The sequence below is a fragment of the Pseudomonas sp. BS-2016 genome (genome assembly GCF_001806145.1).
Classification (GTDB): Bacteria; Pseudomonadota; Gammaproteobacteria; order Pseudomonadales; family Pseudomonadaceae; genus Aquipseudomonas; species Aquipseudomonas lundensis.
On the sequence record NZ_MLCT01000019.1, the window covers coordinates 206,489 to 225,613 of the forward strand.

At 53.0% G+C, this 19,125-nt stretch carries 14 protein-coding genes and 5 tRNA genes; 14 read left to right on the top strand and 5 right to left on the bottom strand.

Annotated features, from left to right (window positions below):
* Positions 1-135: 135 nt before the first annotated feature.
* From alaS to mgtE, 8 genes are all read left to right on the top strand, one after another.
* Positions 136-2,754, top strand: coding sequence for an alanine--tRNA ligase (alaS, locus tag BKD70_RS11305; RefSeq protein ID WP_047276950.1), 2,619 nt, complete (start codon positions 136-138; stop codon positions 2,752-2,754).
* 83 nt (positions 2,755-2,837) lie between these two features.
* Positions 2,838-4,073 carry an aspartate kinase gene (locus BKD70_RS11310; protein WP_047276948.1) on the top strand — a complete coding sequence of 412 codons (1,236 nt, stop codon included), beginning with the start codon at positions 2,838-2,840 and terminating at the stop codon, positions 4,071-4,073.
* 187 nt (positions 4,074-4,260) lie between these two features.
* Positions 4,261-4,449: a carbon storage regulator CsrA gene (csrA, locus tag BKD70_RS11315; RefSeq protein WP_003175645.1), complete on the top strand. Its 189-nt coding sequence runs from the start codon at positions 4,261-4,263 to the stop codon at positions 4,447-4,449.
* A 61-nt stretch (positions 4,450-4,510) separates the two neighbouring features.
* Positions 4,511-4,601 (top strand) — tRNA-Ser (locus BKD70_RS11320).
* A gap of 106 nt (positions 4,602-4,707) precedes the next feature.
* Positions 4,708-4,784, top strand: a tRNA-Arg gene (locus BKD70_RS11325).
* Positions 4,785-4,853: 69 nt separating this feature from the next.
* Positions 4,854-4,930, top strand: a tRNA-Arg gene (locus BKD70_RS11330).
* Between the two features lie 70 nt (positions 4,931-5,000).
* Positions 5,001-5,077, top strand: a tRNA-Arg gene (locus BKD70_RS11335).
* A 443-nt stretch (positions 5,078-5,520) separates the two neighbouring features.
* Complete coding sequence (gene mgtE, locus BKD70_RS11340; RefSeq protein ID WP_047276945.1) at positions 5,521-6,963, top strand: magnesium transporter; 1,443 nt, start codon at positions 5,521-5,523, stop codon at positions 6,961-6,963.
* 118 nt (positions 6,964-7,081) lie between these two features.
* On the opposite strand, the gene BKD70_RS11345 is transcribed toward mgtE, so the two are convergent.
* Positions 7,082-7,408 (bottom strand): Arc family DNA-binding protein, encoded by a 327-nt coding sequence (locus BKD70_RS11345; protein WP_047276944.1) that lies wholly within the window; start codon positions 7,406-7,408, stop codon positions 7,082-7,084.
* 364 nt (positions 7,409-7,772) lie between these two features.
* Here BKD70_RS11345 and phnN point away from each other — a divergent pair, with 364 nt between their 5' ends.
* Entirely contained in the window at positions 7,773-8,351 is a 579-nt protein-coding gene (gene phnN / locus BKD70_RS11350) for a phosphonate metabolism protein/1,5-bisphosphokinase (PRPP-forming) PhnN (RefSeq protein ID WP_047276942.1), read from the top strand.
* Here the strand turns inward: phnN and BKD70_RS11355 are convergent.
* On the bottom strand, positions 8,343-8,522 hold the full coding sequence (locus tag BKD70_RS11355) for a PA3371 family protein (RefSeq protein WP_047276940.1): 180 nt from the start codon (positions 8,520-8,522) through the stop codon (positions 8,343-8,345). The genes phnN and BKD70_RS11355 overlap by 9 nt on opposite strands.
* An 18-nt stretch (positions 8,523-8,540) precedes the next feature.
* On the bottom strand, positions 8,541-8,777 hold the full coding sequence (locus BKD70_RS11360) for a hypothetical protein (RefSeq protein WP_047277320.1): 237 nt from the start codon (positions 8,775-8,777) through the stop codon (positions 8,541-8,543).
* 595 nt (positions 8,778-9,372) lie between these two features.
* Here BKD70_RS11360 and BKD70_RS11365 point away from each other — a divergent pair.
* Together BKD70_RS11365 and BKD70_RS11370 are read left to right on the top strand one after the other, a co-directional pair.
* Positions 9,373-9,444: transfer RNA gene (locus BKD70_RS11365), tRNA-Arg, on the top strand.
* Between the two features lie 428 nt (positions 9,445-9,872).
* Complete coding sequence (locus BKD70_RS11370; protein WP_047276938.1) at positions 9,873-10,763, top strand: AbiJ-NTD4 domain-containing protein; 891 nt, start codon at positions 9,873-9,875, stop codon at positions 10,761-10,763.
* A gap of 704 nt (positions 10,764-11,467) precedes the next feature.
* Here BKD70_RS11370 and BKD70_RS11375 read toward each other — a convergent pair.
* A complete protein-coding gene (locus BKD70_RS11375) occupies positions 11,468-11,683 on the bottom strand; it encodes a hypothetical protein (RefSeq protein WP_047276936.1) in 216 nt (71 codons plus the stop codon).
* 544 nt (positions 11,684-12,227) lie between these two features.
* On the opposite strand from BKD70_RS11375, the gene BKD70_RS11380 reads away from it, so the two are divergent.
* From BKD70_RS11380 to BKD70_RS11390, 3 genes are all read left to right on the top strand, one after another.
* Positions 12,228-12,989: a Hachiman antiphage defense system protein HamA gene (locus BKD70_RS11380; protein WP_047276934.1), complete on the top strand. Its 762-nt coding sequence runs from the start codon at positions 12,228-12,230 to the stop codon at positions 12,987-12,989.
* Positions 12,989-16,474: a DEAD/DEAH box helicase gene (locus BKD70_RS11385; protein WP_047276932.1), complete on the top strand. Its 3,486-nt coding sequence runs from the start codon at positions 12,989-12,991 to the stop codon at positions 16,472-16,474. Before BKD70_RS11380 ends, BKD70_RS11385 begins: the two co-directional genes overlap by 1 nt.
* A gap of 615 nt (positions 16,475-17,089) precedes the next feature.
* Positions 17,090-17,812 (top strand): Shedu immune nuclease family protein, encoded by a 723-nt coding sequence (locus tag BKD70_RS11390; protein WP_240478028.1) that lies wholly within the window; start codon positions 17,090-17,092, stop codon positions 17,810-17,812.
* 434 nt (positions 17,813-18,246) lie between these two features.
* Here the strand turns inward: BKD70_RS11390 and BKD70_RS11395 are convergent, their stop codons facing one another.
* Entirely contained in the window at positions 18,247-19,083 is an 837-nt protein-coding gene (locus tag BKD70_RS11395; protein ID WP_047276927.1) for a restriction endonuclease, read from the bottom strand.
* Positions 19,084-19,125 lie beyond the last annotated feature (42 nt).

The window sequence follows — 19,125 nt, forward strand, 5'->3', positions numbered from 1 at the left end:
GTCCAATTGAGGGTGCCTATCGTATAAACACGCTGTACCCAGGGCGCAGGGCCGATATAATGCGGCCCTTTGCGAGTCGCACTGTCGACCGACCTGATTGACTTGCCTCTGGCCTCAGCCTCCGTGGAAGAACCTATGAAAAGCGCAGAAATCCGTGAAGCCTTCCTTCGCTTCTTCGAGGAGCAAGGTCACACCCGTGTCCCTTCCAGCTCCTTGGTGCCGAATAACGACCCGACCCTGCTGTTCACCAACGCGGGGATGAACCAGTTCAAGGACTGCTTCCTGGGTCAGGAAAAGCGTGCATACACCCGTGCAACCAGCAGCCAGAAGTGCGTGCGTGCCGGTGGCAAGAACAGCGACCTGGAAAACGTCGGTTACACCGCCCGTCACCACACCTTCTTTGAAATGCTCGGCAACTTCAGCTTTGGCGATTACTTCAAAAAAGACGCGATCAATTTCGCCTGGACCTTCCTCACTGGCGTGCTGAAGCTGCCTGCCGACAAGCTGTGGGTGACCGTCTACGCCAGCGATGACGAAGCCTATGACATCTGGACCCAAGACGTCGGCGTACCCGCCGAGCGCATGATCCGCATTGGCGACAACAAAGGCGCTCCGTACGCGTCCGATAACTTCTGGACCATGGGCGATACCGGCCCGTGCGGTCCCTGCACCGAGATTTTCTACGATCACGGCCCCGAAATCTGGGGTGGCCCGCCAGGCTCGCCAGACGAAGACGGCGACCGTTACATCGAAATCTGGAACAACGTGTTCATGCAGTTCAACCGCACCGCCGATGGCGTGTTGCATCCGTTGCCAGCGCCGTCGGTAGACACCGGCATGGGCCTGGAGCGGATCAGTGCGGTGATGCAGCACGTCAATTCCAACTACGACATCGATTTGTTCCAGAGCCTGCTCAAAGCCGCCGCCGACGCCATTGGTTGCGCCAATGAAGGTCAAGCTTCGCTCAAAGTCGTGGCGGACCACATTCGTTCGTGCAGCTTTCTGATTGCTGATGGCGTATTGCCATCCAACGAAGGCCGCGGCTACGTGCTGCGTCGCATCATTCGTCGCGCTTGCCGCCATGGCAACAAGCTGGGCGCGACCGGCAACTTCTTCTACAAGATCGTGGCTGCGCTGGTGGCTGAAATGGGTGCCAGCTTCCCCGAGCTGGTGCGCGAACAGGCCAACATCGAGCGCGTACTCAAGGCTGAAGAAGAGCAGTTCTCCAAGACGCTCGAACAGGGCCTGAAAATCCTGGAGCAGGATCTGGCTGACCTCAAAGGCACCGTGGTGCCGGGCGACGTGGTGTTCAAGCTGTATGACACGTACGGTTTCCCGATGGACCTGACGGCGGACATCGCCCGTGAGCGCAACCTGACGGTCGACGAAGCCGGTTTTGAGCGTGAAATGGAAGCTCAGCGGGTACGTGCCCGCTCGGCCAGTTCGTTTGGCCTGGACTACAACACGCTGGTCAAGGTGGATGTGCCGACCGAGTTCATCGGCTACAACGCCACGCACGGTTCGGCGAAGGTGGTGGCCCTCTATAAAGAAGGTCAGTCGGTCCAGACCCTGAATGAAGGTGATGAAGGTGTGGTCGTGCTCGACCGGACGCCGTTCTACGGTGAATCCGGCGGTCAGGTGGGTGATTGTGGTTACCTGCAGGCGGGTGCTGCGCGCTTTGACGTGCGTGACACCACGAAAACCGGCGGTGCGTTCCTGCACCACGGCGTGGTTGCCAAGGGCGGCCTGAAAGTGGGCGAAACCGTCGAGACTCAGGTTGATGCCGATGTGCGCCACGCGACGGCTTTGAATCACTCGGCCACGCACTTGCTGCACGCTGCATTGCGCAAAGTGCTGGGTGAGCATGTTCAGCAAAAAGGTTCGTTGGTGGACAGTCAGCGCATGCGTTTTGACTTCAGCCATTTCGAAGCCATCAAGCCTGAGCAGATCAAGGCGCTGGAAGACATCGTCAACGCCGAGATTCGCAAGAACACACCGGTGGAAACCGAAGAAACCGACATCGAAACCGCCAAGCAAAAAGGCGCCATGGCGCTGTTTGGCGAAAAGTATGGCGACAACGTGCGCGTGCTGAGCATGGGCGGCGATTTCTCTGTGGAGCTGTGTGGCGGTATTCACGCCCAACGCACGGGCGATATCGGCCTGATGAAAATCACCAGCGAAGGCGGCGTGGCGTCGGGTATCCGTCGAATTGAAGCGGTGACCGGTGCGAGCGCACTGGCTTACTTGAACGCAGCTGAAGAGCAGCTCAAGGAAGCGGCGAACCTGATCAAGGGCTCGCGCGAGAACCTGGTCGACAAGCTCTCGGCGGTGCTGGAACGTAACCGTCAGTTGGAGAAGCAACTGGAGCAATTGCAGGCCAAGGCCGCAAGCGCGGCTGGCGACGATCTGTCGGCGTCGGCTGTGGACATCAAAGGCGTGAAAGTCCTGACCGCTCGCCTGGACGGTCAAGATGGCAAGGCGCTTCTGGCGCTGGTGGATCAGCTGAAGAACAAGCTCGGCCGTGCAGTGATCCTGCTGGGTGGGGTTTATGAAGACAAGGTCGTGCTGGTTGCAGGCGTAACCAAAGACCTGACCGGCCAACTCAAAGCCGGGGATTTGATGAAGCAGGCCGCTGCGGCAGTGGGCGGGAAGGGCGGTGGTCGCCCGGACATGGCGCAAGGTGGCGGTGTTGATGCTGCTGCTCTGGACGCCGCGCTGGCCCTGACTGTGCCATTTGTCGAACAGGGTATCTGAGGTCCAGAACGCGCCGCTGTCTAGTGGCGGCGCGTCGTTTGAATGATAAATGGGCGCCCTTTAGGGGCTGAGGCTGCTTTGAAATGGCTTTGATCGTACAGAAATTCGGAGGCACCTCGGTCGGCACTGTCGAACGAATCGAACAGGTCGCCGATAAAGTTAAGAAGTTCCGCGAAGCCGGCAATGACCTGGTGATTGTCTTGTCGGCAATGAGTGGCGAAACCAACCGCCTGATCGATCTGGCCAAACAGGTCAGCGATCAGCCGTTGCCGCGCGAGCTGGATGTGATCGTGTCCACGGGCGAGCAGGTGACCATTGGCCTGTTGGCCATGGCGCTGAACAAACGGGGCGTGCCGGCGGTGTCCTACACCGGCAGCCAGGTGCGTATCCTCACCGACAGTTCCCATACCAAAGCCCGCATCCTGAAAATTGACGATCAGAAGATTCGCGCCGACCTCAAGGCCGGGCGTGTGGTTGTGGTCGCCGGATTCCAGGGCGTGGACGAGCAGGGCAATATCACCACATTGGGCCGTGGTGGCTCCGATACGACGGGTGTGGCGCTGGCGGCGGCGTTGAAGGCTGACGAGTGCCAGATCTACACCGACGTGGATGGCGTCTACACCACGGACCCGCGCGTGGTGGCGCAAGCCCGGCGTCTGGAGAAGATCACCTTCGAAGAAATGCTGGAGATGGCCAGCCTGGGCTCCAAGGTGCTGCAGATCCGTGCGGTCGAGTTTGCCGGCAAGTACAACGTTCCGCTGCGCGTATTGCACAGCTTCAAGGAGGGTCCTGGCACCCTCATTACTATTGATGAAGAGGAATCCATGGAACAGCCGATCATTTCTGGTATCGCGTTCAACCGCGACGAAGCCAAGCTGACCATCCGTGGCGTGCCGGACACCCCCGGCGTGGCGTTCAAGATTCTGGGGCCGATCAGTGCGGCCAACATCGAAGTCGACATGATCGTGCAGAACGTCGCGCACGATAACACCACCGACTTCACCTTCACGGTGCACCGTAACGACTACAACGCGGCGCAGACCGTGCTGGAAAACACCGCCCGCGAGATCGGCGCGCGTGAAGTGGTCGGCGATACCAAGATCGCCAAGGTGTCGATCGTGGGTGTGGGCATGCGCTCGCACGCCGGTGTGGCCAGTCGCATGTTTGAATCGTTGGCTAAAGAGAACATCAACATTCTCATGATCTCGACCTCCGAGATCAAAGTGTCGGTGGTGATCGAAGAGAAATACCTGGAGCTGGCCGTGCGTTCCTTGCACACCGCTTTTGAATTGGACGCGCCTGCCCCGCAGGGTGAGTAACGCGTTGCCCGAAGGGCGCGGTTGATCCGCGCCCTTTGTTTTTTTGATAAATGTGAACGAAGGCCTCTTGTTTCGTCATGTTGGTCAATACTGAAGGCGCGTCGGGCTATAGCTATTTAGCTAGTAGGCCGAAGCCCTTTTTTTTTGCAGACTGTTGTCCCTGAATGAATAGCGTGAGGAGAAACCTATGCTGATTTTGACTCGCCGGTGCGCAGAAAGCCTGATCATAGGCGACGGTGAAATTACTGTGACCGTGCTCGGTGTCAAAGGAAACCAAGTGCGGATCGGTGTGAATGCCCCCAAAGAAGTGGCCGTACACCGGGAGGAAATCTACCTGCGGATCAAGAAAGAAAAGGACGAAGAACCAAGTCTTTAATTTTATTTAAGTTTTTGGTTGCATACGGGGAAAAGGCTGGTTATTATACGCCCCGTGTTGCGGAGAGGTGGCCGAGTGGCCGAAGGCGCTCCCCTGCTAAGGGAGTACATCTCAAAAGGGTGTCGGGGGTTCGAATCCCCCCTTCTCCGCCATTATTCATGTAGCACGTTCGAATCTAGCCATTTCAGTAAGTCGTTGATTTTATTGAAAAAACACTTGGCAGAGAGATTCAACGGTCTATAATACGCAGCTTCAAATGCACTCGTAGCTCAGCTGGATAGAGTACTCGGCTACGAACCGAGCGGTCACAGGTTCGAATCCTGTCGAGTGCACCATTTAAGAGTTAGTTGCTTCGGTAGTTAACTTGGCTTCAACCAGGGTGGTCTGGTTTAACAAGCACACTTGCACTCGTAGCTCAGCTGGATAGAGTACTCGGCTACGAACCGAGCGGTCACAGGTTCGAATCCTGTCGAGTGCACCATTTAAGAGTTAGTTGCTTCGGCGGTTAACTTGGCTTCAACCAGGGTGGTCTGGTTTAACAAACACACCTTGCACTCGTAGCTCAGCTGGATAGAGTACTCGGCTACGAACCGAGCGGTCACAGGTTCGAATCCTGTCGAGTGCACCAAACACCAAAAAGCCCGCCTTTAAAGCGGGCTTTTTGCTGTCTGTCATTTGTGTTTTTTCCACTCGTGTGGGGTCTGATGACGCTGCGCACAGGTGTGCTCACCACCGATCAGGAATTAACCCGCTCCAGGGGTGTCTGTTAAAGGGTGTGATGCGCCTGAGCCGTTTTTCGCAGGGGCGTGTGTTCTCTTCCTTGAATCCGGCGTCGCAGATTCAGTCTCGCGACCATTGGGTTGCGCATGATGCGCAAGCTTTTGTATCCCCGAGATTTTTAAGCGTCATTAATTTTTTAAGCCGTGTATGATTGCGCCCGTCAGCCCCGCCGGGGCTTGTGGAATACCTCCATGGACTTACCCAGTAGTAACTCAGCATCCCGCTTTACCAATCATGAATTGACTGATTGAACCTTCCGGCGTGCCCTGCTGCTGGGAGTGGAGTTCGCCTATGACCGAAGTTGAAGTAAAAAAGACTCAAGACAGCCTGCAAAGCCGTCTTGCGCAAGTGATTGAACTGCTTAACCGCCAGCGTGTGGTCGAAGACCTGACACATCGTCAGGAAGGCCATCACCATGATCGGGTCGAGAACCTGGTCCACCGGCAAAACCTCGTAGAACTTCAGCGCAAGCTGGAAGACCTGCACTCCGCCGACGTTGCTTACATTCTAGAAGCGTTGCCTCTGGACGACCGTCTGACGGTCTGGCAGTTGGTCAAGGCTGACCGTGACGGCGACATCCTGCTTGAAGTGTCGGACTCGGTTCGAGAAACCCTGATCGCCGACATGGACGATCATGAGCTCCTGGCAGCCGCCAAGGAGATGGACGCTGACGAGCTTGCTGACCTGGCCCCTGAGCTGCCGCGAGACGTCGTCCATGAGCTGATGGAAACCCTCGACGGCCAGCAGCGTGAGCGTGTGCGCTCCGCGTTGTCCTATAACGAGGACCAGGTCGGCGCCTTGATGGACTTCGAGATGGTCACCATCCGCGAAGACGTCAGCCTTGAAGTGGTTCTGCGTTATCTGCGTCGCCTCAAAGAGTTGCCCGGCCATACCGACAAATTGTTCGTGGTCGATTACGACGGCGCATTGAAAGGCGTGTTGCCGATCAAGCGCTTGCTGGTCAATGACCCTGAAAAGCAAGTGTCCGAGGTGATGGCCAGCGATCCGGTGAGTTTCCATCCGGATGAAGACGCCTACGATGCGGCGCAGGCATTTGAGCGGTACGACTTGATCTCCGCGCCGGTCGTCGACAAGAACGGCAAGCTGATCGGTCGTCTGACCATCGATGAAATGGTCGACCTGATTCGGGAAGAAAGCGAAACCGAAGTCCTCAACATGGCCGGTTTGCGCGAAGAAGAAGACATTTTCGCATCCGTCTGGAAATCCCTGCGCAACCGTTGGGCCTGGCTGGCAATTAACCTGATCACCGCGTTTCTTGCCTCGCGGGTCATTGGGTTGTTTGAGGGATCGATTGAAAAGCTGGTGGCACTGGCGGCGCTGATGCCGATTGTGGCGGGCATTGGCGGTAACTCCGGTAACCAGACCATCACCATGATCGTACGGGCGATGGCGCTGGATCAGGTCAACACGGGCAGCACCTCGCGCCTGATGCGCAAGGAGCTGGCGGTCGGTCTTATCAATGGCCTGGTGTGGGGCGGGGTGATTGGCGTAGTCGCCTATCTGCTCTACGGCAGTTGGTCGCTGGGGGTGGTGATGACCGCTGCCATGACGCTCAACTTGTTGCTGGCGGCATTGATGGGGGTATTGATCCCGATGACGCTGGCGCGGCTGGGCCGTGACCCGGCCATGGGGGCCAGCGTGATGATTACGGCTGTAACAGACAGTGGCGGGTTCTTCATCTTCCTGGGGCTGGCCACGATCTTCCTGCTCTAACCATCAACGGCTTGATCTGACTGTGTCGATCAAGCCGTTTTTGTTTCCGCTGAGCGGGAGCGTGCGGCCCGGCCACAAAAAAGCCAGCACAAGGCTGGCTTTTAATACCGCGTCTAGATCACGATGCGTCGGATGCCATTTCGACATCATGTGCAATCAATGAAACCAGTGCGTTTTGCTGACGATGTGACAGCTGGCGGAAGCGTTGCAACAGTTCGCGTTCATGCATGGACAGCTCCGGGCTGTCGAGGCGCAGCGCGGGCTCGTCGCCCAAGGCGCCTTCCTGGATGAGGCTCTGTTCCAGGCGGGCGATGATTTCTGAGTTCATGCTGCGATGGTGATTACGTGCCACCTCGGCAATGCGCTCGCGCATTCCGTCTGGCAGGCGCACTACGAACTTGTCAGCCGTACGGCTGGAATAAATAGCCTGTTTCAATGGGCGCATATAGTTAACCGGTTAGTTCAGGGGAGCGGTTCTCGGGATCGGCCGCAGGATGTGTTTTAAGACCATCCTTGAGGCCAAATGTTCAACCTGAATTGCTAAGAGGCCGGCATCATGCCTCAAATTAGCCACTTCCCTGGCGTCAATTCTGTGACAAATATTGAACCGGATACAGGCTTTTTGCCAGTAGTGATTATCAGAAATGCGCACTGGGTTGGATAGCGTTAACCGGTTCCATTCATCTGAAACACGTCATATAACGCCATTTGCGCGCAAATTGTTTGAAAGACGGAGCGGCAACCCTTATTTAAACCGCCACGGGTGCAGCGCCAGGATTTAACCGATCAGCATCAGAAGAGGGTCGCAGATGTCAGGCAAATTGATCTATTTGATGGGCCCGTCTGGCTCGGGCAAAGACAGCCTGATCGAAGCGGCACGTCCCTATCTGGCCGAGCGCGGGTGTGAGGTGATGCGGCGTGTCATCACCCGCTCTGCCGAATCTGTGGGTGAGGACGCACAAAGTGTTTCAGCCCAAACGTTTGAAGCGCTAAAAGAGCAGGGGGCCTTTGCCTTGCACTGGCAGGCGCATGGCCTCAGCTACGGAATTACCACGCAGTTGGATGACTATCTGCGACAGGGGCGCCACGTCTTGGTCAATGGCTCGCGCGCCTACCTGCGCCAGGCCCGCGAACGCTATCCGGATTTAGTCGCGGTCATGTTGTGTGTCAACACAGAGGTACTGCACGAAAGGTTGCTCAAACGGGGCCGCGAAACGCCGGAGCAAATCCGGCAGCGCTTGCAGCGTAATGAGCTCTTTCTGGATGCGATGGCACTCTTGGGGGATGATGCCATCGAGGTGCTCGACAACTCCGCCAGCATCACCGTCGCGGTGCGAGGGTTGCTGGCCTTGATTGATGACGCAGCGGGGTATCCGGCTTCAGCGTAATTGCGGGTCAAACTTGATACGTCGTCCTACTAGCAACGCCACCAGCCAACAGCTGAAAAACGTAGCGGCGGCAAATAACGGCCCGTCGCCCAGCGCCCCGTTAGGGATAAAAATATCCAGTGCCAGACTGGCCAGCGCCAACATCAAAAAGCCAAATGCAATTTTGGACATGATTCTTTAAAGCTCTCTTTAGAAAACCCAGCGTTCGCCCTGAACGGCTTGCGTCTGCGCAGTGTGCTCGGCGGTCAGGTGAGGTGTGCCGCTTTGACCGGGTGTCATCACCGCCAACTGTGGCAATGGCGCGTGGGGTTTGTACATTCCCGCCACTTCAACGCCCTGTTGACCAGTCGCCTTATCGGGTTGGAATTGAAAAATGACCAGAACGGCCAGCGCGAGTGCATTCAACAGGATCAATGTGCTGTTCATGGCGGTCATCTCTGAGGGCATGGACTTAATACTGTTGTAGTTGCAGTCTTCGTGCCAACGCAGGATACCTATAAAAGCCTTGTAAAACAGTCATTTACTGTCGATTTATAAGGGGTGTGAGTTGCAAATTGCAATGACACCATTTTGCTGCAATGCAAATTGCACGATGGCCAAGTGACGCTGTCCAACACGCCGATCCATTGGCGTATATGGGCTGTGTAGGCTGATGACCTGTCTGGCAAGCATTGAAGCCCTTACAACTAAAAAGCCAACGGACGACATGACAAATCCCGACATCGCCGTTACCATGCACGCCGACCTGCACACCACGTCCTGTGCGTGGTACGCGTGATCAGTCTCAGTAGCTCAATTGGATAGAGCATCCCCCTCCTAAGGGGAAGGTTGCAGGTTCTTATCTGGAGCCGTTCGTAGATGCATGGCATGAAGGAGAGTACCCCCTAGCAGTCGGAGATCAGACGCTCTTCATCCGCTCAGAGGTGAGGAGAGAAACCATCATGTTAAAAGTGATGGGGAATGGATGGAAACCCTTGCCAAGGAAAGGGAAGGTTGAGAAACTAAAACAGTTATAAGCAGTGCTCTCTTAGTTCAATGGATAGAATAAGCCCCTCCTAAGGGCTAGATGCTGGTTCGACTCCAGCAGGGAGCAATACCATCTGATTTTAAGGGATTCTTTAATAGACTCATCCCTTACCCGCCTTTTTTCCTTATGCCGTCAGCACTAATTCAAGACCAGATATCTGTTTCGGTATGCCATAGGTGCTGCCAATCAGTACGGCGCAAGGCAATGTCCGAAACGATAAGTCACAGCTAAAATTGTTAGACTATTTTTTGTCCATGACGAGCACTGATCGGTCTCACGAATGTCATTCCCCGGCTGAGCAGGTTCTCGTCCAGAAAGCATAGTCAGGGAATAACATTGCCTCGCAAGGCTTCGAGTGGGCCATCTCCTGAAGTCCGATCGTGCCGTAATCGCACCACGGATCGCGCATCAGTCCCTCTACAGTCAAACAGAATTGTGGGCACGGTTAAGAGAAGACATGACTCTGACCAGCCCGGTTTTCACGGAGCTGAACTTTGAAATTTTCGCACCGCCATGGTTTTGACCCTAATCGTCCAGCCGGCCCAATCGTTGAGGATGCTCCTGGATGGTTGCGCGACGACTTCTTGATCAATGTGCTCTCCAAGCTGACATACGTCGATTTGGATTCACGAGTTAAGAACAGTGAGCGGCGACCTCTCGGTATCAAGTCGCTTAACGAGCGACTGTGCGTTGAAGTCCGTCGGGAGATGGATGACAGCGATTGGGACTCTTGGTCATGCGAAGACGGCTTAGCGTTCACCATCAAGAAATGCGAGTGGTATCAGTTCTATGACTGTGTGGAGGTCATCGGCGAAGAGCTGCAAAATATTGAGCCTTTTTATGAGGGCGCCTCCGGCGAGATAGATGGTCCGAGGTATACCTTCGCTACCTATTGTATTCGAGTCAACGAGCTGTTTACCAAGCACCAAATCGGATGGCGCTTGAACGTCAAAAGTCAGCTTGAGTCAGCTTTGCCGAAAGACCTCGCTGATCGTATCGACAGCGTAGAAAAACAGCTCGATCAGTATGAGGCTGCTCGGGAGCATTTCCGAAAGGCAAAGCGATATGCGCTAAGCACTCACAAAGATCCAGAGAACTCGATCAAGGAGTCCGTAAGCGCGTTCGAAAGCGTGGGGAGAGTGTTGTACGAGAAGTCAGCGACCTTGGGGGATGTACTTAGCAAGATGAAAAAGGACGGGAGCGTTCCTCCAATGCTGGTCACAGTGATGGAAAAGTTCTATGCCTACGCCAACGCGGCGCCGGGCGTACGGCATGGGGGAACGCAAATGCCCATGTCAGCTCAAATGGATGCGGAGTTAGGAATGCACTTAAGTGCGGCCTTCATTCGTTATGTGATTGAAATGAAGAACTCAAAATCCGAATGAGGGTGCGGACGTGGAGTGTGTTGACGGCAGTGCATGGAATGCCTGCCTCGCCCGAACATCAGGAACGGCTGGTATCACTCATTCGGCAAATGAGTCGAGTCAAGACGCGAAACCTCCTGATTCCGTGTAAGGCGCATTACCTAGATAAATCCGGTCAATGATGTGAGGCGTGCGATCTTTACTGAGCCCGCTCTGTCATAGAGAGCCTCCACCCGTTCGATAGTCAACGAATCTTCAAGCTGATCGGCTTGTCAGCTGCTTAAACGCTGGGCTCGTTCCTTCCCTAGTCACGCCACAGGCGGTTGTGGCATATGCGCACTTCAATCGAGGGCCATCTGTAGATGGCGCTCGGCCATAGATGGTCACCGAGGTCCTGGGTTCGAGACGGCGGGGCCAGTCTCCATTGTCAATCAGCACTGGATTTGTATAAGCCAGTCGCTGATCTGACGCTCGAAGAGAAACGCCAGCTTCTTCAACTGTGATCGCGAAGGCACTCAAATTCGTAATTTCAATGCAAAACGTCAAGCGTTCATCCATGGCGCCGAATGGTATAGCGTGCTTCGGCCGTACACGGAGCTTTACGCGGGACTTATCCAAGGAGTGCCATGTATTGATGATGCCTAGGACGGCACCGAGCAAGGCCAGTGCGAGGGTGATTCCATTGATTACAGTCATGTGTTTCCTTCACTGAATGGCTGTGCAGATTACTTCTGCCCTGCATGGTTCGGATAGGCGGTGATGTTAGCACCGGCCAGGACCACGCCCTCGGCGACCGTTTTCACTCGCCCCACCTCTTTGTAGGTGCGTACCAACTCGCAGATCATTTCTTCCTCCGGATTTTCTTGAAGGGCGTAGTGGAGGTGCCACAGCTGTTGTCCCTGACGAAGGAGGAGTTTTTTCTCGTCAGGATAGTTTTTCATTCCGTTCATTTTCTTTGGGGTTTGGTTAGGTTGTCCTTGTGAGGACGCTGCCTAATGGTACCTACCACAAGCAATATCCAAAGGGTGAATCTCCCACGAAACTTTATGGGGGAGGATAAGTGCTGAAACGTAAGCTTGGCGCTAGCTGTGCGGGGATTTTGGATATATTTGTGCGTGATACGAAACAAACCGGGGCAAAAATGGTACTTCCAGAACCAGCATTGAACTGACTCTACGGCCCTTACTTGATATCGAGAATGTCGATTTCGGGAGGTTTTCTTCCCGTAGTACCTTGCGTCAGAACCTGCCAACGCTGCACTCGAATCTCAGTAAGTTGTCGGTATTGGCCGGTAGCTTGAAGGGGCGCTTCCACGTGTCATGCTTAGCATTCGAGCTAATAAGATAATAGTGGCATTTTGCTCGGGTCAGTCTAGGATGCCTACGCGACTTCAAATCGCCGCCCGCACCGTTATAGACCTCCATTGGCATATCAAGGATAAGCGCTTTCACTTCTAAACAGGCGGAAAGCGTAAGAGAGAAGGGAATGACAAAATTCACTGAATGGTGTGACGAAACCGAAACCGCAATTTCAACGTATAAGCTCCATTTGCTTTCGGCTCAGAAAACTAAGATCCCCCATGCGGTGAAGGTCGTAGCGGATAGCGTACCTAGCTACTACGCAGCTCCGTCCCGTATCTCAGATTTATTGACCAAACTTGGAAAGCCAGCAGTTGCAAAGTATGTGGAGGAAAAGCTGCCTACGTTGCCCTCGATAAAATCAGGCGATTTGGGAGAGATTCTCTGTAACGCATATATCTTGGAGGCCACAAGCTTCAACTTGGGAATTCGTCGCCTTCGTTGGAAGGACCATCGCAACATGTCGATGCGTGGGGAAGATGTCCTCGGGTTCAGTCTTGATCCTAAAAGTGGCGCGTTGTCGATCCTCAAGGCCGAGGTCAAAAGCAGGGCCTCCATGACGACTGCGGTAATCGAGGAGGCGAGAATTGGGCTGTCCAGCCACAAGGAGCTTCCTTCGCCCCACGCTATTTCCTTTGTGGCAGATCGACTGAATGAAGCTGGTGAAGCTAACCTTCGTGATGCCTTAGACAAAGCGCAATTGAACGGTTATCTCAAGGTATCTCAGGTTTCGCATATGCTTTTCACCTTTTCTGGAAGCAACCCTACGAACTTGCTTACCAAAAATCTCACAGCATATGCCGGTGGCGCGAACCAATATTACGTGGCGCTGAGAGTTGAGGCGCATCAAGCATTTATTAAATCTGTTTTTGAAATGGTGCTCAAGTAATGGCGTCGACACTGGAAGAGTTACAGACCCACATTGAATTAGCAACTCAGCCAGGTTTTAGGCACCAGCTTCTTGCGCGCGGACAGTCGAGGGCAATGATCTGGCGTGAAGGTATCCTTCCTCCTGATGCTCCTAACTTCAGCCCGGAGCTTTCTGAGGACTTGCTCTCATATGGCTATTCACTCTTAACACATGCTCTTCGCTATTCGGATATCGGTGGAGAACCAAGCATTGTCAGAGGCGCTTTTGAGATTGCTGCTGAGGCAATTGAAGCTGTAGCCGCTAAGGGAGAGGCTCAAGTCTCTGGAGATTTTCATTTACTAGTCGCTGCCGCGGCATATCACCTCGGAAGGTATTCGGCGAGAGCTTACTCCTTGCTGCATCAGGGACTTGCGAAATCAAACCTATCCGTTATTGAAATGGCTCTCGCAAAACTGATGCTCCGAGATATAGATGGTCTCGCCAACGACGTTTCAGGCTGGTTTGGTTCTGGTATCGGTTCTGAGTCGGCATTGATTGAAGCCCTTAAGCCAAATGAAGATGATGTAGCCGGAGCCGGCGGTGAGGAGGATGCTGATGATCGTTTGCAAAAGGCCTTAAATGTCGCCTTGGAAGGCAATTTCATGGCTGCCATGTCATTGGTTATGCTTTCGTTAGAGCGAGGTGATGAAAACCTGACGACTCAAGCTTGCCAGCGCCTGCGTCAAGGTCTTGATGTGACAGGAGAACTTAACTTAGTAACGCAGTGGTGGGTTCACCGGATTTCAATACAGCTGGTGCAAGGCCTCTGGGACACGAGCTTCCATAACGTTTTGCCACTTGGAGGTCCTCCCCAAACAGATATTGGTGACTGGACGCGTCTCAGGAAGCTTTTTTTAGCATCGCTCTATTGCCGAGGCAAGGCAGAAGTTGAACTTTGGCCATCTCAACTTCAAGCGGCACAGCGTGTCCTCGATTTGAGCGACAACTTGGTACTATCTCTTCCAACGAGCGCAGGAAAGACACGGATCGCCGAATTGTGCATCCTCGCTTGTTTAGCGCAGAACAAACGGATCGTTTTTGTTACACCCCTACGCGCATTGTCTGCCCAGACTGAAATAGGTTTACGCCGGACCTTTACTCCGTTGGGGAAAACGGTTTCAAGTCTGTACGGCAGTATCGGAGCAAGCGGGGCGGATATCGACGCGCTGCGGACCAGGCATATCGTGGTCGCCACTCCAGAAAAGCTGGACTTCGCTTTGAGAAGTGATCCGACGCTGCTGAATGACGTGGGGCTAGTCGTTTTAGACGAAGGCCATATGATCGGGCTTGGTGAGAGAGAAGTTCGTTATGAGGCGCAGATACAACGACTACTTCGGCGTCAGGATGCGAGTTCAAGAAGGGTCGTTTGCCTCTCTGCAATCCTTCCGGACGGTGACCAATTGGAGGATTTTGCCGCTTGGTTGACCAACGATAAACTCGATGGACTGATCAAGGATTCCTGGCGTCCCACTCGATTGAGATTTGGCGAAGTTGATTGGCGGGGGCAGCACGCACAATTGAATTTTACTGTTGGAGATGAAAAACCCTACATCCCTCGATTTGTTGTAGGTAAAAGCCCTACCAAAGGCAGAGGTACAAAAATTTTTCCTTCCAATCAAACAGAGCTATGTTTGGCGACTGCCTGGAGATTGGTGTCTGACGGCCAGACGGTACTGATTTTTTGTCCTTTACGTAAATCGGTACTTTCCATCGCTAAGAGCATAATTGAAATGCACAAGCGGGGTCACATTGGCTCTGTGCTGGAAACGCCAGAAGTCGAACTAGCGACCGCTTTGTTAGTCGGCGCAGAATGGTTTGGGCCAAATCACGAGATATTAGCGTGCTTAAAACTTGGTGTGGCAGTTCACCATGGGGCGCTTCCTACCCCATACCGTAAGGAGATCGAACGGCTACTAAGAGAGGGGGTATTGAAGATTACCGTCTCGTCGCCAACGCTTGCCCAAGGTTTGAATTTGGCTGCAACAAGTCTTGTTTTCCATGGTTTAAAGCGTAACAGAGCAAATATAGATGTTGCTGAATTTCGCAATGTCGTGGGGAGGGCTGGGCGGGCTTATATCGATATCGAAGGACTGGTTTTATATCCTATGTTTGACGAGCATAAGAAACGCCGCGCTGCATGGAGGGAACTCAGCTCTAGCTCGAAGGGACGAGAAATGGAGAGCGGCATACTTCGATTGGTCTTCACTCTCCTCGTTCGTATGAGTCGTAAACTGGGCAGCGCAGACTTAAATACGCTTCTTACGTACGTAACCGGCCAAGGCGCCTGGGATTTCCCAGTGATCGCTCATGAATCTGAGAAAGTTTCTGACGAGGAGCGGGGTAGCTGGAACAGCTATCTCATGAGCCTCGATACAGCTCTGTTGAGCCTTTTGGGTGAAACAGCCATTGCTGACGAAGACGTCGAAATGAAACTCGAAGAAATCCTCGCCTCTTCGCTGTTCCAGCGGCGACTTGCGCGACAGTCAGAACCAAATCGGCTAGCGTTAAGATCAACGTTGGCTGCCCGCGCGATGCATATCTGGTCGGAAACTACCGCGCTACAACGGCGAGGGTACTTTCTCGCAGGAGTAGGTCTCGCTACTGGGCAAGAGCTTGATGATCGGGCCGAGCAATTAGAGAACCACCTTCTGTTCGCGAACATAGCTATTCAGGCTGGTGAAACAGAGATGGCAATCGACGCTATAAGCTCGTTCGCTGAGATCGCGTTCCAGATTTCATCTTTCACCCCTAGAAAGCTGGTCGATGATTGGAAGTCTATTCTTCGATTGTGGCTAAGTGGCCAGCCGCTGGAGAGCGCGAGCGATGACACCATTCAGTTTATCGAACAAGCTTTTGTGTACAACCTTCCATGGGCGATGGAGGCGGTGCGAGTCCGCGCTGACGTACATCGAGATCCACTCGCCGAAGACCTTGCCTTGTCGAATTATCCCCGTGCCTACCCCGTGACGGCGTTAGAGACGGGCACATTGTCCTTTTCGGCAGCCATTCTCATACAGGCGGGATTCGCGTCAAGAGTTGCTGCAATTCGCGCAGTTGAACTTACTGAAGCGGATTTCGATTCAATGGATGGATTGAAAGCGTGGTTAGGATCGCCAGAGATCCTAGCTCTATCAGAAAAGCCGGATTGGCCTACACCAGAATCACACGACTTGTGGTTAGCCTTTCTAAGGCCAGCGACGACCGAGTCTGTTACTCCATGGACCTCGAAAACATACCAAAGCCCTGTCACATGGATTGGCGCTCCGCTTCCGGCAGGGGTACCGTTACGACTCGGCGGTGCATCTGGCAGCGCCCGAGGTGTGTTTACTGCTGAGTACCAGGAAGTAGGTCTGATTGGATGGACTCCGAACCCCAACGCGACAGGGATTGTTGTTGCCACTTCCAATGGTACTGTGGATAAGCTTAGTTTCGAATATATCGGACCAGATGACCTAATCATTTAAGGTTACATGTCTGCGCATCCGGCGAGGGAGAAGCAAACCTAGCAGTCAGCGAGTCAGGAATTTGTGAAAGGGTTGGAATATGATCATGCAGTGATCCTCAATGCTGACGCGCTTGGCGCCAAGGAGCTTTAGGTTGCAATGACTCGCGGAACAAAGTCTTTAACCATTATTGGGGCCGAGAGGCACCTTCCTGCGGATGGTCGCTAAGCAGTTGCTGGGGTGTAAAGGTGACGCCTCCTGTAGAGACTGATGACCCGTCCCTACTTCCGCATGCAAACGAATGTGTATTGGGCCGATAACAGTCCCCATGAAGGACAGCTATCGGCCGACCAGAAGCGGTCATCAAATGTCTACAAATTCAGGAGATTCAGTCCATCCATGGTGTATCTTTCTTAAAAGGAAATCGGGGCGCTAAAAGCCTCAGCTATGCAGATATATCAAGTAGAACAAGGAATGTTATCCGCCAGAGTCGTTCGGATATTTATGTACCGCTTGGTATCTCTTCATATTTAGACGCAAATATAGTTGGAGAATGATTTGAGAGATCGGCAGCTTGTTGAAGAGTTTATATCAATACTTGAATCGCCCCAGGAGCCTGGCACAAAAAAGGAGCAGGTGATCCAGAGTTTTCTCGAAAATAGATCAGAGCTAATTCCTACTCCGCATAGACTTAATCACCAACTTCATCTAAAGGCGATAATCTCTAAGTTCCCGTTAGGAAATCGGTTCATCACAGACTACGTTTATATAACAAAAAGCTCCGATTGCTGGCGTATAGTGTTTGTGGAGCTTGAAATACCTGACAAAGCTATTTTTACAAAATCTAGTAATCAGGTAAATGCCACATCAAAGTTTAACGAGGCGCTGAATCAGATACGCAGCTGGCAAGCATACCTAGTCGAGCACCGCCAGGAAGTAATAAGTCAGCTTGAGCCTCTAATGGTCCCGCCAAACATGCGCCGGAAGCCCGTCGAATTTTTTTACGAATTAGTTTATGGGCGGTCAAGTGATAAAAATACTGAAGAAAAGCATCGGCACATAAAGCTATTGTCCGATCAAAGCAATATAAAAATCATGACATATGACACTCTTATATCTTATTATGAAAATGATTTGGTGTTCAAAAAAGATATCATGTGTTTTAAGCAAGGCAAATACCACTACAAAAATCTGGTTACAAAGCCTGAACATGTATTTTCGCACATCGGGCCAGGAGATCTGGAGCTAACGAATGCACAGAAGGAGGTCCTGCGCAATGATGGTTATGAAATAGACAAGTGGTGCAGTGGTGAAATGTTGACCCGTAATTTTAAGTGTGCAGAAAGTACTTTTGAGTAGAGTGGTGGTTTTAGTAATGCTTTCACGCGAGCACAAACCTAACAACAGATTCAAGCCGCTCGCTGCGCTCACCGGGACGGGTTAATGCCCGTCCCTTAGCCAAATTAGGGCAGGTCATGGAGGCAATACGGCCATATTAAATATTCTCTAGAACATAATTCTCGTTGCTGTAGCTTATCAGCCCTATCTTATATAGTTAATGCTCGCATTTTCCTCGGATAGTAAAGTGGAGTGAAATGTCATTACTCAGTAAAACAGGCAGATTTGGAAAGTCTATCGATGCGTATGGCCACTTTTGGCTGTGGATTCAACCGGTCAATGCTACAGATTGGCTAAATCGTTCCGCGGGTTGATGGACTAGGAGTTATGCAACGGCTCGCTGCTGGAGGGGCGTTTCCAGTGGACGTATCCATGATATATCGCTGACCGGTGAGTCAGCGATGATAAATGCTATCCTCCAAGGGCGGCCCATCAGCAGTGACGCCGCTGATAGAATCCCTTGGTTCAAAGATGGATCCTCCAAATATCACGTCAAAATCAGCTTCCACATCCCGTAGGAAGTCCAAGATGATCTCCAATAGCCCTCGGAACGTGTGGCAGTGCCATTCGATGTGTGGAGTTATTACTGCGAGAACCCTGGCTTTAAACTCATCCAAATCCGTCGGGACGTCCAGCAGCGTGCCTGTGCTCAACACCGGCGACATGGCCATGTAATTGAACATGGATAAGGCCATTAGCGACGTACTACTCTCATTTCTCAGACGATCAAACTTTTCTTGATCTTGAGGATTAAGCTTTTCGTAAGCACGGTCCCGCAAACTGTTGCACGGCTCGATGTACTGAAGCGGGTTGTCCGCCGCATCACCGACAAGTGGGCAAAAATACCTCTTCCACCAGGCTTCAAAATATCGCTGCTGGAACTCCAGGTACGTCATCCCAACGATGTTTGTGTTTTGCGTGTACCGCTTGGCACCCTGCTGAAGCCCATGCTTCGAAATGATAAATCCGATGTTGGCACCGGTTTCGTGCATAACCGTTGTGAACGAATGCACCACGGACTGGGGTATGGCGCTGCCCCAATTCTTGCATTCCACGATGTATCTGACCTTGTCCACGCTCCGGACGTCTACCGCCATGACATCCACATTCACCGAGCCACGCGGCGTTTCGAGATCAATCTCTACGTCAGCAGACAGGCCGATATTTCGGAAAATTCGCTTCACACCACTTTGAAGGTCTCGCCAGTCTTCTGGTAGCGGATCGTCGATCACACCTGCGTCTCCTGTGAGCAGTTCGCAAACAGGGAAGGCTAC

Bases quoted from the DNA above. Each gene is read 5' to 3' on its own strand.
- alaS (WP_047276950.1), top strand. From the start codon at position 136: ATGAAAAGCGCAGAAATCCGTGAAGCCTTCCTTCGCTTCTTCGAGGAG.
- BKD70_RS11310 (WP_047276948.1), top strand. From the start codon at position 2,838: ATGGCTTTGATCGTACAGAAATTCGGAGGCACCTCGGTCGGCACTGTC.
- csrA (WP_003175645.1), top strand. From the start codon at position 4,261: ATGCTGATTTTGACTCGCCGGTGCGCAGAAAGCCTGATCATAGGCGAC.
- mgtE (WP_047276945.1), top strand. From the start codon at position 5,521: ATGACCGAAGTTGAAGTAAAAAAGACTCAAGACAGCCTGCAAAGCCGT.
- BKD70_RS11345 (WP_047276944.1), bottom strand. From the start codon at position 7,408: ATGCGCCCATTGAAACAGGCTATTTATTCCAGCCGTACGGCTGACAAG.
- phnN (WP_047276942.1), top strand. From the start codon at position 7,773: ATGTCAGGCAAATTGATCTATTTGATGGGCCCGTCTGGCTCGGGCAAA.
- BKD70_RS11355 (WP_047276940.1), bottom strand. From the start codon at position 8,522: ATGTCCAAAATTGCATTTGGCTTTTTGATGTTGGCGCTGGCCAGTCTG.
- BKD70_RS11360 (WP_047277320.1), bottom strand. From the start codon at position 8,777: ATGAACAGCACATTGATCCTGTTGAATGCACTCGCGCTGGCCGTTCTG.
- BKD70_RS11375 (WP_047276936.1), bottom strand. From the start codon at position 11,683: ATGAAAAACTATCCTGACGAGAAAAAACTCCTCCTTCGTCAGGGACAA.
- BKD70_RS11380 (WP_047276934.1), top strand. From the start codon at position 12,228: ATGACAAAATTCACTGAATGGTGTGACGAAACCGAAACCGCAATTTCA.
- BKD70_RS11385 (WP_047276932.1), top strand. From the start codon at position 12,989: ATGGCGTCGACACTGGAAGAGTTACAGACCCACATTGAATTAGCAACT.